This is a genomic window from Mesorhizobium sp. U510, from assembly GCF_059180695.1.
Window position 1 is genome coordinate 6,017,664 of sequence record NZ_CP180532.1, and the last position, 16,812, is coordinate 6,034,475.

Genomic DNA, 16,812 nt, shown 5'->3' on the forward strand with positions numbered 1-16,812 from the left:
GCCGATGGACCTTCGCCCCTCGCATTCATTTTGCCAGCCTTCGTCACGCACAAAGCGTAGCTGGTTTCGATTATTGGCGGACTTCTCCGACCGCTTGGCATTTTCCGCGCTGTTCGGCGCGGCGCTGCTCGTTATCTTCTCGACCAGAAGCGCGCATGCCGAATTCACCGTCTGCAACCAGACGCTCGACGTCGTCAACCTCGCCGTCGGACAGAAGGTCGACAATGCCGACCAGACCGATGGCTGGTGGACCATCGGCGCCAACCAATGCGTGAACGTCATCCGCGAGGAATTGGCCAACCGCTACATCTACCTCTACGCGACCGACGTGTTCGGCCATGCGATCCTCAACGGATCGACCGAGATGTGCGTTGATCGGCGCCGCTTCTCCATCCGTGGCATCGAGGAGTGCTGGCAGCGCGGTCATATCGCGGCGCGTTTCGTCGAGGTCGACACGCTGGAGCAGGTGCGCTGGACCTATTTCCTGACGGGAAACAGCCCGTGACGCACAGCATCGACACGAGCTTCAAACAGAAGAAGCTGGCACGCCTGGCCGAGCGCAGACGCAAACTCTGGCGCCGCGTTCTTGCTGGCGTTGCAACGCTCACCGTCATCGCGATCGCCACCGGCTTCTATCTTACGAAGGACAACTGGTCGTTCGGCGACGAGGATGAGGAACTGCATCCCGTCGAAGGCATGGAGGACGTGCCGCCCGACGCCTCGGTCTATGTGCCGGCCATCATCGACCTTGCCGGTGATCCGATGTGGATCACGCTGGCGCCCGATGCGGACACCGCCACGAAGGGCCACACGGTTGCGCGCCCGGCCGAACTCGACAGTTCCGGGGCCTCGCCGCAGATCGAGATTCTGTCCGACGTGATGCTGAGCGCCAGCGAGAAGTTCATGACGACGATCCCGTCGACGCAGGAGGATTTTGCCTTCTTCAAGGCGCAGCGGCAGCCTTCAACCGCAGCACCAGACGATCAGCAACCGACCTCGCCCGCACCTGCTGCGGCGCCCAACGACCAACCGGGCGATCTGGCGAACGACCTGCAGGCGCCGCCGGACGCGGGCGAGCCCCCCGCCGGTTCGGCGCCCAAGGCCGACGCAGACGACCCCGAGGCCGGCTGGGGGGAGACAATCGACCAGGGCGAGGCAGCGCTCCCCGCCTTCAAGAAAACCGCGATCGAGAACAACACCACCGTCGCGACCGTCACCAGCGAATATCAGCGCTTCGCGGCGACAGAGGACACTTTCGTGAAAATCCTCAACGACCGCAGCCTGGATAGCGTGGCGCTCGACGCGCATTTCTCAGCGGACGACGCCAGGCTTGCGGGCGAGGCGCTGAAAGCGCTGTTCAAGCGCGACGGGCTCGAGGCCGGTTTCGTGGTCGCCATGCGCGGCTTCCGGCCGAATCGCGAGACGACGACCATGTCGCTGATGCAGGTCTCGGTCTACGCAAGGAACGTCTATGTCGGCACGCTGACGCGCAACGCAGCGGGCGCCTTCGTTTCCGGCGTCGACCCCTGGGTTCGCGAGGACCTCTTCAACTATTCGGGTGCCTCCGACCAGGGCGGACCCAAGCGGCAGTACCGGCTGCTCGACGCAATCTACTCGACCGCGGCGCGCAACAAGGTGCCGACCAGCGTGATCGGCGAAGCGATCATGTATCTGTCGAGGGGACAGGATCTCGACGCTTTCGCCAGCGAGGACCAGCGCCTGGTGATGATCTACTCGCAGACGCCGCGCAACCAGGGCGAGATCTCCGGACGGGTGCTTTACGTCGGCGTCCTGGGTAAGGACAAGAACCTCGACTGCTTCGTCTTCCAGCAAAGTGACGGCCAGTATGCCTGCGTGACCGGCGATGATCAGGTTCGCTCGCTGAACGTCACCAACGGCATGGTCACGCCGGTCGCCGGGGTGATGACATCGACCTTCGGCCCGCGCAAGCATCCGATCCTCGGCACGGTTCGGATCCACAAGGGTGTCGACTGGGCGGCTCCGGTCGGGACGCCGGTCATGGCGGCCTTCGACGGCGAGATTTCCTTCCAGGGCGATGGCGGCAGCTATGGCAATCTGGTGAAGATCACGCATGCCAACGGCCGCGAGACGCGCTACGCGCATATGCAAAAATTCGCCATCGCCAGCGGCGTCGGCACCAAGGTGAAGGCCGGCGACGTCATCGGCTATATCGGCACGACGGGGCTTTCGACCGGCCCGCATCTGCATTTCGAGCTCTACGAGAACGGCGAGGCGATCGACCCGCTCGGGACAGTCACCACCGTCGCCACCGCCGTTTCCGTCAGTTCCGGCGGGCCCGGCGATTCCGCGGTCGAGACGCTGACCGACCGGATCGTCCATGTCGAAAGCGGCGGCAGCGCCCGCGCCAAGAACCCCAACTCGTCGGCAACCGGCGCCGGCCAGTTCATCACCAAGACCTGGATCCGGATGATGAACACCTATCGTCCCGACCTTGCCCGATCGCTTTCGACCGCCGACCTGCTCGCGCTTCGCTATGACGCGACGCTGTCACGCGAAATGGTGCGCAACCTGGCGCGCGAAGGCGAGGCCTATCTGCGCGCCCGCGGCCACCAGATAACCGCCGGTCGCCTGTATCTTTGCCATTTCCTCGGCATGGAGGGGGCACACCAGGTGCTGGCCGCGTCCGGCTCGTCGCAATTGAGCGCTGTTCTGGGCGCAGCCGTGATCCAGGCCAACCCGTTCCTGACCGGCAAGACCGTCGGCTACGTCATCGATTGGGCCGAGCGGAAAATGGGGCAGAAAGTGCCGCGCGTGGTGACCGATCAGAGCCAGCCGGCGGCAACCACGACCGAGGTCCGGCAGACGTCGCCGGAGTTCGAGAAATACAAGCAGGCGATAACCGCGTTGCTCAATTCAATCCAAGAGACGCTTGAGCCGGGCTGAGCAATTCCAGGAAAAGTGTGAACAGAACGGCTCACCATTTCCGTGAAACGGTGAACGGTTCTAGTGGCCGTCCCGGCTCAAAGGCGGCACGATCGCCTGGTCGATCGGTTTCGACAAATATCTGCGGAAGCCGGGGGATCCGGTGAACCTAAGCTGTCGTCGGGGCTACACAAGCCTGAGAGCCATTTTTGGCCGAAGCGACTTCGTCGCTGACGAATTGAGCATGCGCAGAGATCCATAGCGTGCCCCGATGGGCAGGAGGGCTGATCCATGAAACTGTTTGCCATCCTTTTGAGCGGAGTTGTCCTTTCCATCCTTGCCGCCTTCGGCGTCCAGGCCGCAACAGCCGAGAGCAAGCGTGTCGCGCTGGTCATCGGCAACAGCAAATATGTCAACGCCGTTGCCTTGCCCAACCCGGCGAACGATGCCCACCTGATTGCGTCGACGTTGCGCAACGCCGGCTTCGACGTGATCGAAGGTGTCGACCAGGACAATGCCGGTATGCATGGCCTGATCAGCAAATTCACCGAAGAATCCTACAACGCCGACCTCGCGGTCATCTTCTATGCCGGCCACGGCATGCAGGTCGACGGCAAGAACTATCTCATACCGGTCGATGCCGACCTGACCTCGCCCGCCTATCTCAAGACCCGCACGGTTCAGATCGACGAGTTCATGGCGGCGCTGCCTGCCGATCCCGCCGTTGGCATCATCATTCTCGATGCCTGCCGCGACAATCCGCTGGGTCGTACCCTGGCTGCGGCTCTGCCCAAGAGCCGCTCGCTTGGCGCCGGCCTCGCGCCGGTGGATGCAAAGGCAGACGGCGTCGGCACCGGCGGTGTCTTGATCGCCTACGCAACCGATCCCGGCGCTATCGCTTTCGACGGCGACGGCGTCGACAGCCCCTACTCCCTGGCGTTGGCCAAGCACCTGACCGAACCCGGTGTCGAGATTCAGAGCGCGCTGACGCGCGTGCGCGGCGACGTGACGGAAGCCACGCAGGGCCGGCAGCGCCCATGGCACAACGCATCGCTGGGACGCGAGGTTTTCCTTGGCAAGCCGTCGGCACAGGCCGCGGGGGCGCCGATCGCCGATGCAGCCAGGACGACGGCCTCGCCCGCCCCCGCGCCGATCGCAAGCGATCCGCCGTCCTGGCAGGTTGAGCAGCGGCTTTGGGACGAGGCTTCGAAAAAGAATGCCATTCCCTATTACGAGGCCTATCTCGACCAGTTTCCAAGCGGCCGCTTCGCCACGGTGGCAAGGCTCGACATCGACCAGTTGAAGGGCCCCGAGGCGGGCAAGCAGGTCGCGTCGCTCGACACGAACGATGCGAACGCGAATCCCGGCTCGGCCGTTCGCACCTCGGCCGCCGACCAGGTCCGCACCGCACCACCGAAGAAACAGGTCGTGCACAAGACCCGCACGCTGAAACCGATGGCGCAGCGGAAACCGCGAAGACAGCAGATCGTCGAGCGCTGGCGCAACAGGGAGATTGTGATGCGCGACGAGCCGCCGCGGAGAGACAACAATGACTTCCTGACCAAGGCGCTGATTTTCGGCAGCGGCGTCGTGATCGGCGGTGCGATGAGATATTGATCATAGTCAGCCAAAGGGAACCCGCGTTGGACGAGTTCCCTTTTGCCGCTATCGCTGTTGCCGGATCGGCCTGGCGGCGACCGCTTACTCGGTCCTGATGCGCATTTCCACGCGCCGGTTGACCGGATCGTAAGGATTGGCGACCCGCGGGTGCGACTTGCCCAGGCCGATCGCTTCGAGCCGCGCCGATTCAACGCCGTTCGCTTCGAGGAAAGCGGCCACCGACTGGGCCCTGCGCTGCGACAGGTCCTGGTTGTAGCGATCCGGGCCGGTTGCATCGGTATGACCTTCAACGACAAAGCTGAACGTGCTCAGCCGATTGTCCTTCAGCGCCTTGGCGAACTCGTCGAGTTCGGTGCGCGCCGTCTGGTCGAGTTGCGCGGAATCAAGGGCGAAATTGATCATCATGTCGAGACCGGTCTTTTGTGCAGCTGAGCCAGTCTTCTCGGCCTTGCTCTTGCACTCTTCCTCGGTGCCGACGCAGATGCCGCGCGCGGCACCCAGATTGCCGGACTGTCCGGCGAAGAACTTGACGATGTCTTCTGATTTCTGAAGCGGATCGGCAAAGACGTGCGTTGCAAGAAGCATGGCCGCCAATGCCAAGGCTGAACTGCCCCATCGCATGACCGTCACTCCTGTCTAAGAGGATTTCGCTGGCGCGCATCATATCAAATCGGGAAGCGATTGTCTGTGAACAAACGCATGCCGCTCGTGGCCGCCATCTGCCAACGACTGACGCTTGACCGGCGCTCGGCCACAGGCTTGAGTGCTGTTCTGGTGGTTCTTGGGGTGTGGCAGCCATGGCCAATGAACTCGGATACAGAACGGCACGGGATCTGTTTCTTGCTTGTCCCGCCATCGCCAGGGACATGAAATCGCTGGCCACGGGCCAGCCGCCGCTTGATTTTTGCCGAGCCCTGCTTGCCGGGCGCGTGCCGGAAGAAGCAGTCACGTTCTGTGCCTACCTTCTGCCCGAGCGAGCCGCCGTCTGGTGGGGACATGAGTGCCTGAGCAATCTCGCCGAGCTCCTCGCGGACCGGGATCTCGAATTGCTGGCGCTTGTCCATGACCGCGTCGGCGAACCTGACAATCCCCACCATCAAGCCGTCCTGAGCAATTCCCTTGACCTGCCGCCGGCAACACCGGCCGCCTGGATCGCTCTGGCAGCGGTGTGGCGCGACCCGACCCTCGACATGGTGTCGACCGGATTTCCTGCCGCTCATGCCGTCAATGCCGGAATTCTGGCCGGGTTGGCCCGCGCCTCGCTGGCGGACCGGTTTTCCGTGCTTTCGGCCTTTGTCGAAATGGGCATCCAGATGGCGGAGATGGAGGCGTAACGGCATTCGCCGATCCCTACGCGCCATCCGTCATTGCTGGCCTCAGGCCGGCATTATTTGCAGCCGCCTTGCGCCCATCTGGCCAGCGCGACCTTGAAGCGCGTACCAAGCGGATGCTGCAGGCGCAGGACCGAGACGTCGTTGGCGGCGAAATTCTTCGCCTGCTCGCAAAGGCGGACCTCATTCCACTCATGGCAGTTGTCGCAGTGCTTGCCTTCCCAGACCGATTTGTCGAGGCCTTCCACCGGACTGAAAAGCGGTTCGCTCTTGATCAGTTGGGCGATGCTCTTGCCGTCGATCGCCGGGTCGCCGAACTTGACGGGACGATCGAAAAGGATAGGGCCGTCGGTAGCGAGCTTCGGGATTTTCGCACGCAGCGTATCAAGCGCAAGCTGGTCGGTGTTCTGGCCTGGCGAAGCGCCGGTGTTGCGCGTGTCGGATCCGGCTTCAGCTTGCGGAGTGCTCGCCTCGCCGACGATCAACGGCGCGTTGAGATCGACCTTGTGCAGGACGACCTCGGTGGTCAAAGAGACATTGATCCAGGGGCGTTGCTTGCCGGCGGTCGCCTTGAAGACGTCGCTGGTCACTCTGTTCATCGCTTCGGTGATGGAGACATTGGATTCCCCAATGTGCTGAAGCAATGCCGTCGTGAAGGGCGAGTGGTCGCCGGACCCGTCATAGGCGAGTTGGTTGGGACTGGCGGCGAAGGCGACGAGCGTTCCGGCGCCGCCATTCTCGATCGGAATTTCCGCAAGGCCGCTGCTTGCACCCTTGATGCCGGCGGTCTTTGCCAGCACATCGGCCAGAGGATTGTCCCGGCATGCGTCCAGAAACACCAGCCTTATGCTTGTCTCGCGAGACATCTGGCGCAAGATGAAATCGACCGACACGGCCTCAAAGTCGAGCGAGGTCTCGTCCTCGAGCGCGGCATCCACCGGAAGCAGATAGTTCTTGCCTGAAACCTGCAGGCCATGGCCGGCATAGAAGAACAGCGCCACATCGGCGCCGCGCACCTGCTTGGCGAACTGGGCGACCGTGGTCTGTGTCTGCTGCTTGGTGAGGTCGAAGCCGGAGACCACCTCGAAACCAAGGTTCTGCAGGCGATCGGCCATCGCCTGGGCATCGCGTGCAGGATTGGCGAGCGGCGCGGCGTGCTGATATTGCGAGTTGCCGAGCACCAGCGCGATACGGCGCTCGGCACTGGCGGCCGTCAAAGTCAAAAGCAGGACGAGCGCGACAAGGCCGGCGCCGTGAAGCAAGGCGGCGCAATACGCGATTGTACGGGAACCCACCCCGACCTCAGTTCGCAAGCTTCGTGGCGGAGAATTCGATCCGCCGGTTGAGCGCCTTGTTCTTCGGCGTGTCATTGGCGGCAACCGGGCTCTCCTCGCCATGGCCGGCGGCACTGATCTGCTGACGCGGCACGCCACCGGCGACCAGCGCATCGGCAACCGCCTGCGCGCGCCGTTCGGAGAGTGCCTTGTTGGCCTCGGGCGAGCCGTCCGAGTCCGTGTAGCCGGAGACCTCCACCTTCAAGGTCGGGCATTTGCCGACGACACCTTCAACTTCGGTGAGCAGCGGACGGCTCTTGGCATCGAGCCGGGCACTGGCCGGGCGAAAGTAGATGGCGCCGGTGCGCGACAACACGGCAAACCGGTTGAGGCACTCCTCGTCGCTGAAATTGGCCTTCGCGGCGTCGGTGGCCACGGGACCGACACCGGTGGTGCCGGCAGCGACTGTCTGCACCGCTGCCGGCTTGCTGCCGTCGGCGACAAAGACGAAATCGAAGGACACCGAGGCGGTGGGCACGATGTTCGTCACATTGGCGGCCTGCTGCAGCTTGTCGACGTTCGGCAGCAAGCCGAAATCCTCGACATGCACCGCGACGGGAGCCTCCGACGCGACAGAAACCTGAGTGTCGCTGATCATGGTTACGACGACGCTCGCCTCCAGATCCTTATCGACGCCGTGCAGGCTCAGCCGGAACGGCAAGCTTGCCTTGATCCGGCGTTTGGCCGGCAAGTCGGCAAATGCGGCCGGGTCGACCTTCGCCGTCAGCTCGGCCGTCGGATATTTGAATGTTTCGAAGAACAGGAAGCGCATGCGCACATTGCGCAGGTCGACGCCCGTGTCGACGGAATTGAGATCGAAGCTGACCTTGGCGTCACCGGCGGAACTCAGCGTGCCGGTGATATTCCTGATCTTGTTGGTCTCGACGATCGTGTTCTTCTTGACCGACTGATAGGTGAGCACCGAGGCGTCAGGATCGAGCGTCCAGTTCGGCGCGGCGTTGGCGGCGTGCGGTTCGAGCAACAGCAAGCCCAACAGCGCGGCAAGGACCAAGCTAAAGGCTGCGGCCTTCGCGCGCACTTTTCGACAGAATGCGACGACTTCGAACATGGAACGCCCCCGCCAGGACAACCTATCTCGATACCGCAGGAGATGGGAGCATAGAGCACTTGCCCTTGCTTGGCGAGCGGTTCGAGTCGGCCTCGACACATAACGTCAACCTGCCGTGCGCTCATCCCCATTATCGAATGTCGGCCACATGGGTTCCTCCAGACAAAGGAGCCGCTGAAACTAGGTTTTGTTGCAGGGCTTTTTCTGGCCCTTCCGTGAAGTCCTGAAGCGATGCGTGGCGCGCCTCCTCGTCCCCGCGCACACGCTTCACACCGCCGATCTGCCCTGGCTTGAGCCATTGTGCGGCCGGCTGCACGAAATCTGTCCCTGCCGTTGGAACATTAGAGATCGATGACGGTTCTTTCGCTTTATATGCCGCTGCGTGCTGTCGGCTGAAGGTCGCTTGAGCAACCCGAGCGGCTTGCGCCCATGATCTCCTGGCCGCGAGCTCTTGGACGTCGAGCTGAAGACCGTAGGTCGAAGACGACAGGCTGCGGACGCCGCTGAAAGCTAAGAACAAAACTAAGAACAGGAGCTAGTCATGAAACATCAGACACTTGAGGAACTGCAGTCGATCGCCGACATCAATCCGATGGCGCCGGCCCTGCTGATGACCAGAGAGCAGCGGATCGAACGGTGGGCGGACCTGCTCGAAATGAATCCGTCGCGCTGCCTGACCGCGCTCACCGGTACCGAGCATCTTAACTCCGGGCTCCGCGAAGAGGCACGGGCAACCGGGTCGCCGATCACGGTTGCCTTCGATGATTCATTGCTACGTCAATCGGGCCTGAAATCGGACACTTACGGCGAAGCCAAGCGCTTCTTCGAACTGTCCGACTGGCAATTGCACGACATCGTCTGCAGTTGCCACGCCGGTGCCACGATGCGGGCCGACTGGGCGGCCGGCAGGGTGCGCAGGACGCTTGGAGGCAGCAAGGTTCTCGCATGGCTGAGAAGTTTAATGGCGCACGGTTGAGTGCCAAACGTTAGGCCAGCGAAGACCCGCGCCGCCGCCTCAGCTGCAAATTGCCAGCTGGCGAGGCGGCGCTCGCTGGCTTGCGGGGTTTTGCGGAGCAGGCCTAGAGTGGGGCCGGTGAACCATATCGGCCTTGCTGCGTCGTACGAACTGGTTCTGGTGGAGTGCATCGATGGTCAGGCTCCTTCTCGTCGCGGCTGCGGCACTTGCCCTCACTTGCGGCGGGACAGCGGCGGCCAAGCTGGACCTCGCCACTGTCAATCAAGCGCAATTCTCAGCCGAAAGATCGAAAGGCTTCAGCCCAGTTATCCTGAAGGCGCAGATACTTTTGGATCGTGCCCGTTTCTCGCCGAGCCGGGAGGCGGCGTACCACCCGCTCAATGGTAGCGCGATGAGGAGAACGTAAAGGAGGCCGTGTCCGGCACGAGCCGCGAGGTCGAGCCATCGTTCCTGCGGATCTTCGATCCGGGCGCAGCGCCCAGCCATCGGGCCAGTAGACGAGGAATGACCAACGGCAACACGGCAAGGCCTACTCGAGATTGATCCCGATCAACGTCTGCGCGCGCGGAACGCCTTAGCCTGACCCAAAGGCTGGAGGCGGATCAAATGAGATTCCGGACGACGATGGGTTTCTTCGCGTTGACGCTGAGCGCCGCGGCGGCACAGCAGATCAGCAACGGAGAGCAGGAATATCTGAATTCCTGCGCCGTTTGCCACGGCGTGGACGGCAGAGGTGACGGACCGATGGCTGAATTGTTGCGGAAGCGCCCTGCGAACTTGACCACGCTCACGAGGCGCAATGGCGGGGAGTTCCCCTACTGGCGGGTCTACGCGACAATCGACGGCCGCGGCCTCGTTCCGGAGCATGGCGATCGCGACATGCCGGTCTGGGGCAATCAGTTCCTGCCTGACGACGTGAAGAAATACGGTCCCTACGGTGGGGAGGCCGTGACCACGGAACGCATTCAAAACCTCGCCGGTTACGTCAAGACGCTCCAGCGCTAGCACGACACGCGGAGCTGGCGACTCGAAGGATAAGGCAACCAAAGTCAAGGCGACAGGCGATGATCGTTCAGAACCAAGACACCGTGGTCGACATGCTGAAGGACCCCGCCACCTATGGCGACGCTGGTCCCGTCGAGACGATCGAAACCCACATCTCCCGGATATTCCTTGTCGGCCAACGCGCATTCAAGATGAAGCGGGCGGTCAAGCTGCCTTATGTCGATTTTTCGACGCCGGAATTGCGGGTCGCCGCGTGCGAAAAGGAAGTGGAGTTGAACTCCAGAACGGCTCCCGGTCTCTATCTCGGTGTCCACCGCATCACACGCGCAGGAGACCAGCTTGCCTTGGATGGATCGGGCGAACTGGTTGATGCCGTTATCGAGATGGTTCGCTTCGATCAGTCGAACCTCCTCGATCGCATGGCCGCCGCAGGGACGTTGACCCCCGCGCTGATGACGAATGTGGCGCGCATGATTGCGCGATACCACCGCAGTGCCGACGTGATCCATGCCGCCGGTGGATCGGCGAACATCGGCGGCGTGCTGGCAATCAATTCAGCCGGATTTGCGACAAGCCACGTGTTCGATGAAACGGAGATTGAAACGCTCAACGCGGCGTTTCGCGCCGCCCTCGCCCGCCATGCCGCTCTGCTTGACCGGCGCGAGGCGACAGGCCGGGTCCGTCGCTGCCATGGCGACCTGCATCTGCGCAACATTTGCGTCTTCGATAGCGAGCCTCGCCTCTTCGATTGCATCGAGTTCAACGATCAGATCGCCACCGTCGATGTCCTTTACGATCTCGCATTCCTGCTGATGGACCTGTGGCATCGCGGTTTTCCAGAGTTCGCCAATCTGGTGATGAATCGCTATCTCGACGACGCCGACGACGAGGACGGCTTCGTCCTGCTGCCCTTCTTCATGGCGGTGCGGGCGGCGGTGCGTGCCCACGTGACCGCGACACAGGTCGAGGAGGGCAGCCAGGACGCAACAAAGCTGGTCGCCGACGCGCGATCCTATTTCCAGCTCGCGCAAGTCCTGCTTGCCGAAACGCCGCCTCGGCTCATCGCGATCGGTGGTCTGAGCGGCTCGGGCAAGACGACGATCGCCGAAGCGCTTGCACCGCGGATCGGCGCGCCGCCTGGCGCCCGGATCGTCGAGAGCGACCGCATCCGCAAGGCAATGCATGGCGTGCCCGCTGAAACAAGACTGCCGGACAAGGCCTACCGGCCCGGCGTCTCTGAACGCGTCTATCGCCAGATCGCCTGGCGTTCGGGACTGATCCTTGCCGAAGGCGGCTCCGTCGTCGCCGATGCGGTATTCGACAAACCGAAGGATCGCGACAAGGTCGAACGCGCCGCGAACGAGGCGAATGTCCCGTTTGCAGGATTTTGGCTGGCCGCCGATCCGTCCGTGCTTTGGCGCCGGGTCGGCGAGCGCAAGGGCGGCCCGTCGGATGCCACGGTCGACATCCTGTCACGGCAATTGCAGCGCGACGCCGGTGCTTTGACCTGGCGCAAGATCGAGGCGGACCGCAAGGTGGCCGAAATCACCGCCGAGATTGTGGCCTTGATGAAAGGCACGGCTTCAACCGCGGTCAGCTTCAGAAAGACAGGATGAGATAGACACTGCCGTCGCTTAGCTGACCTCCAGCCTCGCTACAGACAGGCCCGGCTCGCTGGCATGGTGCGCAATCGAGAAGCCGAACTCCCGGCACATGGTGAGCATCTTGCAATTTTCGTTGAGGATTGTGCCTTCGATACGACCGATGCCGTCAGCCTTCGCATAGTCGATGAGCTGTTTCAGCAAGTCCCATCCGAGGCCATGGCCCTGAAGATCCGACCGAACGAGCAAGGCATATTCGCCGGTCCTGTGATCGGGGTCGCAGGAAAGCCGGCCGATTGCGGCCAGCGCTCCCGTGTCCTTTTCCAGCGCGACGAAGGCGATGTCGCGATCATAATCCAGCTGGGTGAGCCGCTTCAACATCTGATCCGGAAAGTTCTTCCGGAGTGACAGGAACCGTAGCCGCAGATCATCGGGTGAAATCTTGGCCAGGAACGCAGGATAGAGCGCTACGTCCGCCGGCATGATCGGCCGGATGTGGAAGGAGAGGCCGTCGGAGAGAAGATCGCGACTCCATCCTGACGGATAGGGTCTGATCGCAAGAGCCGGATTTGGCGCCGTTTCATCCACCCGGCGCGGGTCGATTTCGATGCGGGCGTCGAGCGCAATCACACCCTCTGCGTCCGCCAGCAGTGGGTTGATGTCGAGGGACACCAGGCAGGGAAAGTCGACGATCATTTGCGACAGACCGTTGAGCGCGGCGATAATCGCGGCTCGGTCGGCTGGCCTGCGATCGCGATAGCCGGCAAGCAGGCGGCCTATTCTGGTCGCGTCGATCGCGTCTGCGGCCAGCACGTCGTCAAGCGGCGGCAGGGCGATCACGGTGTCGTTCACAATCTCGACAGCTATGCCGCCGGCGCCAAACAGAATGACCGGCCCGAACATCGGATCCACGCTCATGCCCAAAATGAGTTCCTGCGCATGCTTGCGCGCGACCATTGCTTGCACGGTGTAGCCGTCCGGCTTCGACCCCGCCGCCTGCGCGCTCAAGCGTGCCTCGATCGACCGGGCGGCCTCCGCCGCCTTCTCGGCGGTCGCGATGTCGAGGACCACGCCGCCGACATCGGACTTGTGTGAAACCATCGTCGACAGCAATTTGACGACCACTCTTTCCGAGCTTTCGAGAAGCTCGCCGGCTGCCCGCGCCACTTCCGCGACGGAGCCGGCGACAATGGTTCCAGGCACGGCGATACCGTAGGCGGCTATCGCCGCTTTTGCTTCCGGCTCCGTCAGCATGCGCCGTCCTTCGCTGGCCACCTGCCGGAAAATCGCATGTGCGGCGGCCTTGCCGTCGGCCCGGTCATCACCTTGGCTCGAGGGCGTCCGCAGGAGCGCCCGCTGCGCCTGCGACCATTTGCTGAGATAGGACGCCGCGATCGCGGCGTCCTCCGGCGTCTCGAAGCAGGCGATACCGGCTTCCGTCAGGACGCGCCGGCCCTCTCGCGCGGTGTGCTCGCCCAGCCAGCACGCCAGAAGCGGTTTTCCTCCGATCTCGCCCTCGTCGCCGAGCTCGGCCACCTTCCTGGCCGCACCTGCCGAAGAACCAAGTCCGGTGGGGCAGTTCATCACCAGGACGACGTCCGTTCCCGGATCCGCCGCCAAGGCCTCGAGCGCCGCCCCGTAGCGCTCCGGCGCCGCGTCGCCGACGATGTCGATCGGGTTCGCACGCGACCAGGTCGGTGGGAGCAGATGGTCGAGCCGCGTGATCGTCGAAGGCGCAAGTTCAGCCAACTCGCCGCCACGATCGACGAGCTTGTCGACGGCAAGAACGCCGGCCCCGCCGCCATTGGTGACGATGCCGACGCGTGCTCGCTCGAGGGAAGCGTGGCGCGCGACCGTCTCGGCCGCATCGAGCAACTCCGCGAGATCATCCACACGAAGCACCCCTGCCCGTCGCAAGGCGGCATCCACCACCCTGTCCGCGCCCGAAAGCGCGCCTGTGTGTGTCGCCGCCGCCCTGGCCGCCTGTTCGTGCCGGCCAGGCTTGATTGCGATGACCGGCTTGAGGCGCGCCGCCGCCCGCGCGGCCGACATGAACTTGCGCGGATTGGGTACCGTTTCGAGATACATCACGATGGCGCGCGTGTGGAAATCGCCCGCCAGCATGTCCAGGCAGTCGCCGACGTCGACGTCCGCCATGTCGCCGAGGGAAATGATCCGGGAAAAGCCGACATTGTTCTCGGCCGCCCAGTCGATCAGCGACGTGGCGATCGCGCCGGATTGCGAGATCAGCGCAATGTTCCCGGGCCTCGCCGCCATATGGGCGAAACTGGCGTTGAGCTTCGCTGGAGGGACCATCAGCCCGACGGTGTTCGGCCCAATGATGCGCATAAGCGAGGGCTTGGCCGCATCGAGCATCGCCTGGCGCAGACCATTGGCGTGATTGAGCCCCGCGGTGATGACGACGGCAGCTCGCGTCCCCTTTTCGCCCAACTCACGCACGATAGCGGGGACGGTGTCGGGAGGGGTAACGATCACAGCCAAATCGGGAATGCCCGGCAGGTCGGCAACCCTCCCGTAGCAACGGTGGCCGGCCACCTGCGAGTGTTTGGGATTAACCGGCCAAATCTCTCCCTCGAAGCCGCCGCCGACGATGTTCTCGAGGACAATGCGACCGACGGAGCCTTCGCGCCCGGTCGCACCGACGACAACGACGGATTTCGGTGAGATCGCGTATTCAAGATTTCGGATCGTCATCCCGGAAAACTCCTTGCCGTCACATTCACCGAAGGCGGCGAGCATTCATTGCGCTGGATCAAAGCGGCACCGGCCTCCTGCGGCTAGCTAAAGCGACGCTGCGACCAAGCTGCTCTGCGGGCGAACGTATTCCGTCGAAGGAGGCTCATATGCGTTACTATTTCAGCAAAAACCTCGACATGCCGTTTGCCGCGGCGATCGAACATGTCACCAAAAAGCTTGCTGGCAAGGGCTTCGGCATCCTGACGAGGATCGATATCCAGCACACGATGAAGGTCAAGCTGGGCGTCGACTTCAAGCCCTACATGATCCTCGGCGCCTGCAATCCGCATTTCGCATGGCGGGCGCTGCAGGAATTGATCAGCGAACTTTGATGGCTGACGCCATGGACGAGTCCGCATTGCGCCGCGCGCTGCTGCTCATCGCCACAACAGGTCTGGCACTTGGGTTGGGCGTGTGGCGGAGCGGTACTGGTCCCCTCTCGCCCGACACAATCTGGACAGTGGCGACCCTGCCGGTCGTTGTCGTACTCGCCATCTCCATCTTGCGGGATTTTTGGATCGGCCGGATCGGCGTCGACGCGATCGCGCTGGTTTCGATGTCGGCGGCTCTGCTGCTGGGGCAGGCTCTGGCAGCGGTGGTTGTCGCCATTATGTATGCCGGTGGCACGGTGCTGGAAGACTTCGCGCGTGGTAGGGCGGAACGTAATCTCAGAGCGCTGACCGATAGGGCGCCGCGCGTCGCGCATCGTAAATGCGCACAGGGCACCGAGACGGTACCGATCGAGCAAGTAGCGGTCGGCGACGAGCTTCTGGTGCGCGCCGGCGAGTTGCTGCCGGTCGACGGATTCCTGATCGACGCTTCGGCCGTGTTGGATGAATCGACAGTCACCGGCGAGCCCCTGCCGGAGCGTCGCGGCACCGGCGACGCATTGCGCAGCGGCACAGTCAATGCCGGCGAAGCCTTTTTCATGCGGGCCTCGGCCATCGCCGACAACAGCACTTATGCCGCGATCGTGCGCATGGTCGCGGCAGCGCAAACGGCCAAAGCGCCATTCATACGCATCGCTGATCGTTTCGCGCTGCTCCTGCTTCCGGTCACTCTCCTGCTCGCGGGCATCGCCTGGCGACTTTCGGGTGACCCGATCCGAGGGCTCGCGGTTCTGGTGGTCGCCACGCCTTGCCCGCTGATCCTCGCGGCGCCGGTTGCGTTCATCGGGGGCGTATCGCGCGCTGCCCGCGCCGGCATTCTTATGAAAGGCAGCGCGGCGCTGGAGGCGCTCGCCCAGATACGCACCGCAATCTTCGACAAGACGGGAACTTTGACGCTCGGCGGCGCCGAGCTGATCGAGATCGACGTCGCTCCAGATCGGCAAGCCGATGAAGTGCTGCGGCTGCTGGCCTCGCTCGAACAGGCCTCCCACCATGTCCTTGCGGATTCGATCGTTCGCATCGCCCGCCGTAGAAAGCTAACGCTTTCCCAACCTTGTGATGTCCGCGAGCATCGTGGAGAAGGCCTCAAGGGTCTGGTGAACGGGATGTCGGTCGCCGCCGGGTCGAGGCCACTCGTTCTTGGGGGCGGGCCGCTGCCAGGATGGGCGGAAAGTGCTGAAAAACGGCACCGGAGCGCGCAAGTGCTGAGGGTGTTCGTGGCTTTGGATGGCCGACTTGCCGGTATCTTCACATTCGGAGACGCCATACGCGAAGATGCTATCGAAACGGTTGGCGCTTTGCGTGCGGTAGGCGTCACGCGGATAGTCATGCTCACCGGCGACGACAGCGCGGCCGCCGAAAAAGTTTCCGCTTCGCTCAAATTCGACGCCGTGTTTGCCGATGCCACGCCGGCGGACAAGGTCGAAACGGTCGAGGTCGAGAAGGCGACGGCGCCGACGATGATGGTCGGTGACGGCATCAACGACGCTCCTGCGCTTGCCGCGGCGACCGTTGGCGTCGCGCTGGGAGCTCGCGGCGGTACGGCCTCATCGGAAGCCGCCGATGTTGTCGTGCTGACCGATAGCCTGCGGCCGGTTGCGGAGGCGTTGCGGATCGCCATGCGCACGCGCGGTATCGCCCTGCAGAGCATCATTGTGGGACTGGCGCTTTCGGGCGCTGCGATGATCGCGGCCGCCATGGGGCACCTGACGCCAGTGGCAGGCGCGTTGCTTCAGGAGGGGATAGACGTCGCCGTCATCCTCAATGCGCTGCGTGCGCTTGGCGAGGGGCGTTTAGGGCACAGTAGGAAATAGGAGCGCCGAAAG

General features: G+C 63.3%; 13 protein-coding genes. 9 read left to right on the forward strand and 4 right to left on the reverse strand.

Going from position 1 to position 16,812, the window contains the following annotated elements; genetic code table 11:
• Nucleotides 1-4: 4 nt before the first annotated feature.
• From ACLGL5_RS31045 to ACLGL5_RS31055, 3 genes are all read left to right on the forward strand, one after another.
• The gene (locus ACLGL5_RS31045; protein WP_019859812.1) at nucleotides 5-505 is read left to right on the forward strand and encodes a DUF1036 domain-containing protein; all 501 of its coding nucleotides are present in this window, start codon (nucleotides 5-7) and stop codon (nucleotides 503-505) included.
• Nucleotides 502-2,925 carry a M23 family metallopeptidase gene (locus ACLGL5_RS31050; RefSeq protein ID WP_069092798.1) on the forward strand — a complete coding sequence of 808 codons (2,424 nt, stop codon included), beginning with the start codon at nucleotides 502-504 and terminating at the stop codon, nucleotides 2,923-2,925. The genes ACLGL5_RS31045 and ACLGL5_RS31050 overlap by 4 nt, the downstream gene beginning before the upstream one ends.
• 270 nt (nucleotides 2,926-3,195) lie before the next feature.
• Nucleotides 3,196-4,521: a caspase family protein gene (locus ACLGL5_RS31055; protein WP_069092799.1), complete on the forward strand. Its 1,326-nt coding sequence runs from the start codon at nucleotides 3,196-3,198 to the stop codon at nucleotides 4,519-4,521.
• Between the two features lie 84 nt (nucleotides 4,522-4,605).
• On the opposite strand, the gene ACLGL5_RS31060 is transcribed toward ACLGL5_RS31055, so the two are convergent.
• Nucleotides 4,606-5,109 (reverse strand): OmpA family protein, encoded by a 504-nt coding sequence (locus ACLGL5_RS31060; protein ID WP_019859816.1) that lies wholly within the window; start codon nucleotides 5,107-5,109, stop codon nucleotides 4,606-4,608.
• 212 nt (nucleotides 5,110-5,321) lie between these two features.
• Here ACLGL5_RS31060 and ACLGL5_RS31065 point away from each other — a divergent pair, with 212 nt between their 5' ends.
• Nucleotides 5,322-5,858, forward strand: coding sequence for a DUF6931 family protein (locus ACLGL5_RS31065; protein ID WP_156315148.1), 537 nt, complete (start codon nucleotides 5,322-5,324; stop codon nucleotides 5,856-5,858).
• 53 nt (nucleotides 5,859-5,911) lie between these two features.
• Here the strand turns inward: ACLGL5_RS31065 and ACLGL5_RS31070 are convergent, their stop codons facing one another.
• Nucleotides 5,912-7,150: a caspase family protein gene (locus tag ACLGL5_RS31070; RefSeq protein WP_080643787.1), complete on the reverse strand. Its 1,239-nt coding sequence runs from the start codon at nucleotides 7,148-7,150 to the stop codon at nucleotides 5,912-5,914.
• 7 nt (nucleotides 7,151-7,157) lie between these two features.
• The gene (locus ACLGL5_RS31075) at nucleotides 7,158-8,258 is read right to left on the reverse strand and encodes an OmpA family protein (protein WP_019859817.1); all 1,101 of its coding nucleotides are present in this window, start codon (nucleotides 8,256-8,258) and stop codon (nucleotides 7,158-7,160) included.
• 541 nt (nucleotides 8,259-8,799) lie between these two features.
• Between ACLGL5_RS31075 and ACLGL5_RS31080 the strand changes: the two genes are divergently transcribed.
• The 3 genes from ACLGL5_RS31080 (at nucleotide 8,800) to ACLGL5_RS31090 (ending at nucleotide 11,855) form a co-directional block, all read left to right on the forward strand.
• Complete coding sequence (locus ACLGL5_RS31080) at nucleotides 8,800-9,234, forward strand: hypothetical protein (protein WP_069092800.1); 435 nt, start codon at nucleotides 8,800-8,802, stop codon at nucleotides 9,232-9,234.
• A 606-nt stretch (nucleotides 9,235-9,840) separates the two neighbouring features.
• Complete coding sequence (locus ACLGL5_RS31085) at nucleotides 9,841-10,239, forward strand: c-type cytochrome (RefSeq protein ID WP_027047144.1); 399 nt, start codon at nucleotides 9,841-9,843, stop codon at nucleotides 10,237-10,239.
• A gap of 59 nt (nucleotides 10,240-10,298) precedes the next feature.
• On the forward strand, nucleotides 10,299-11,855 hold the full coding sequence (locus ACLGL5_RS31090) for a bifunctional aminoglycoside phosphotransferase/ATP-binding protein (protein WP_019859821.1): 1,557 nt from the start codon (nucleotides 10,299-10,301) through the stop codon (nucleotides 11,853-11,855).
• Nucleotides 11,856-11,873: 18 nt separating this feature from the next.
• Here the strand turns inward: ACLGL5_RS31090 and ACLGL5_RS31095 are convergent, their stop codons facing one another.
• Entirely contained in the window at nucleotides 11,874-14,555 is a 2,682-nt protein-coding gene (locus ACLGL5_RS31095; RefSeq protein ID WP_069093486.1) for a bifunctional acetate--CoA ligase family protein/GNAT family N-acetyltransferase, read from the reverse strand.
• 149 nt (nucleotides 14,556-14,704) lie between these two features.
• Between ACLGL5_RS31095 and ACLGL5_RS31100 the strand changes: the two genes are divergently transcribed.
• Nucleotides 14,705-14,929 (forward strand): DUF302 domain-containing protein, encoded by a 225-nt coding sequence (locus tag ACLGL5_RS31100; RefSeq protein WP_019859823.1) that lies wholly within the window; start codon nucleotides 14,705-14,707, stop codon nucleotides 14,927-14,929.
• Nucleotides 14,929-16,800 carry a heavy metal translocating P-type ATPase gene (locus ACLGL5_RS31105; protein WP_083246838.1) on the forward strand — a complete coding sequence of 624 codons (1,872 nt, stop codon included), beginning with the start codon at nucleotides 14,929-14,931 and terminating at the stop codon, nucleotides 16,798-16,800. Before ACLGL5_RS31100 ends, ACLGL5_RS31105 begins: the two co-directional genes overlap by 1 nt.
• Nucleotides 16,801-16,812: the final 12 nt, after the last annotated feature.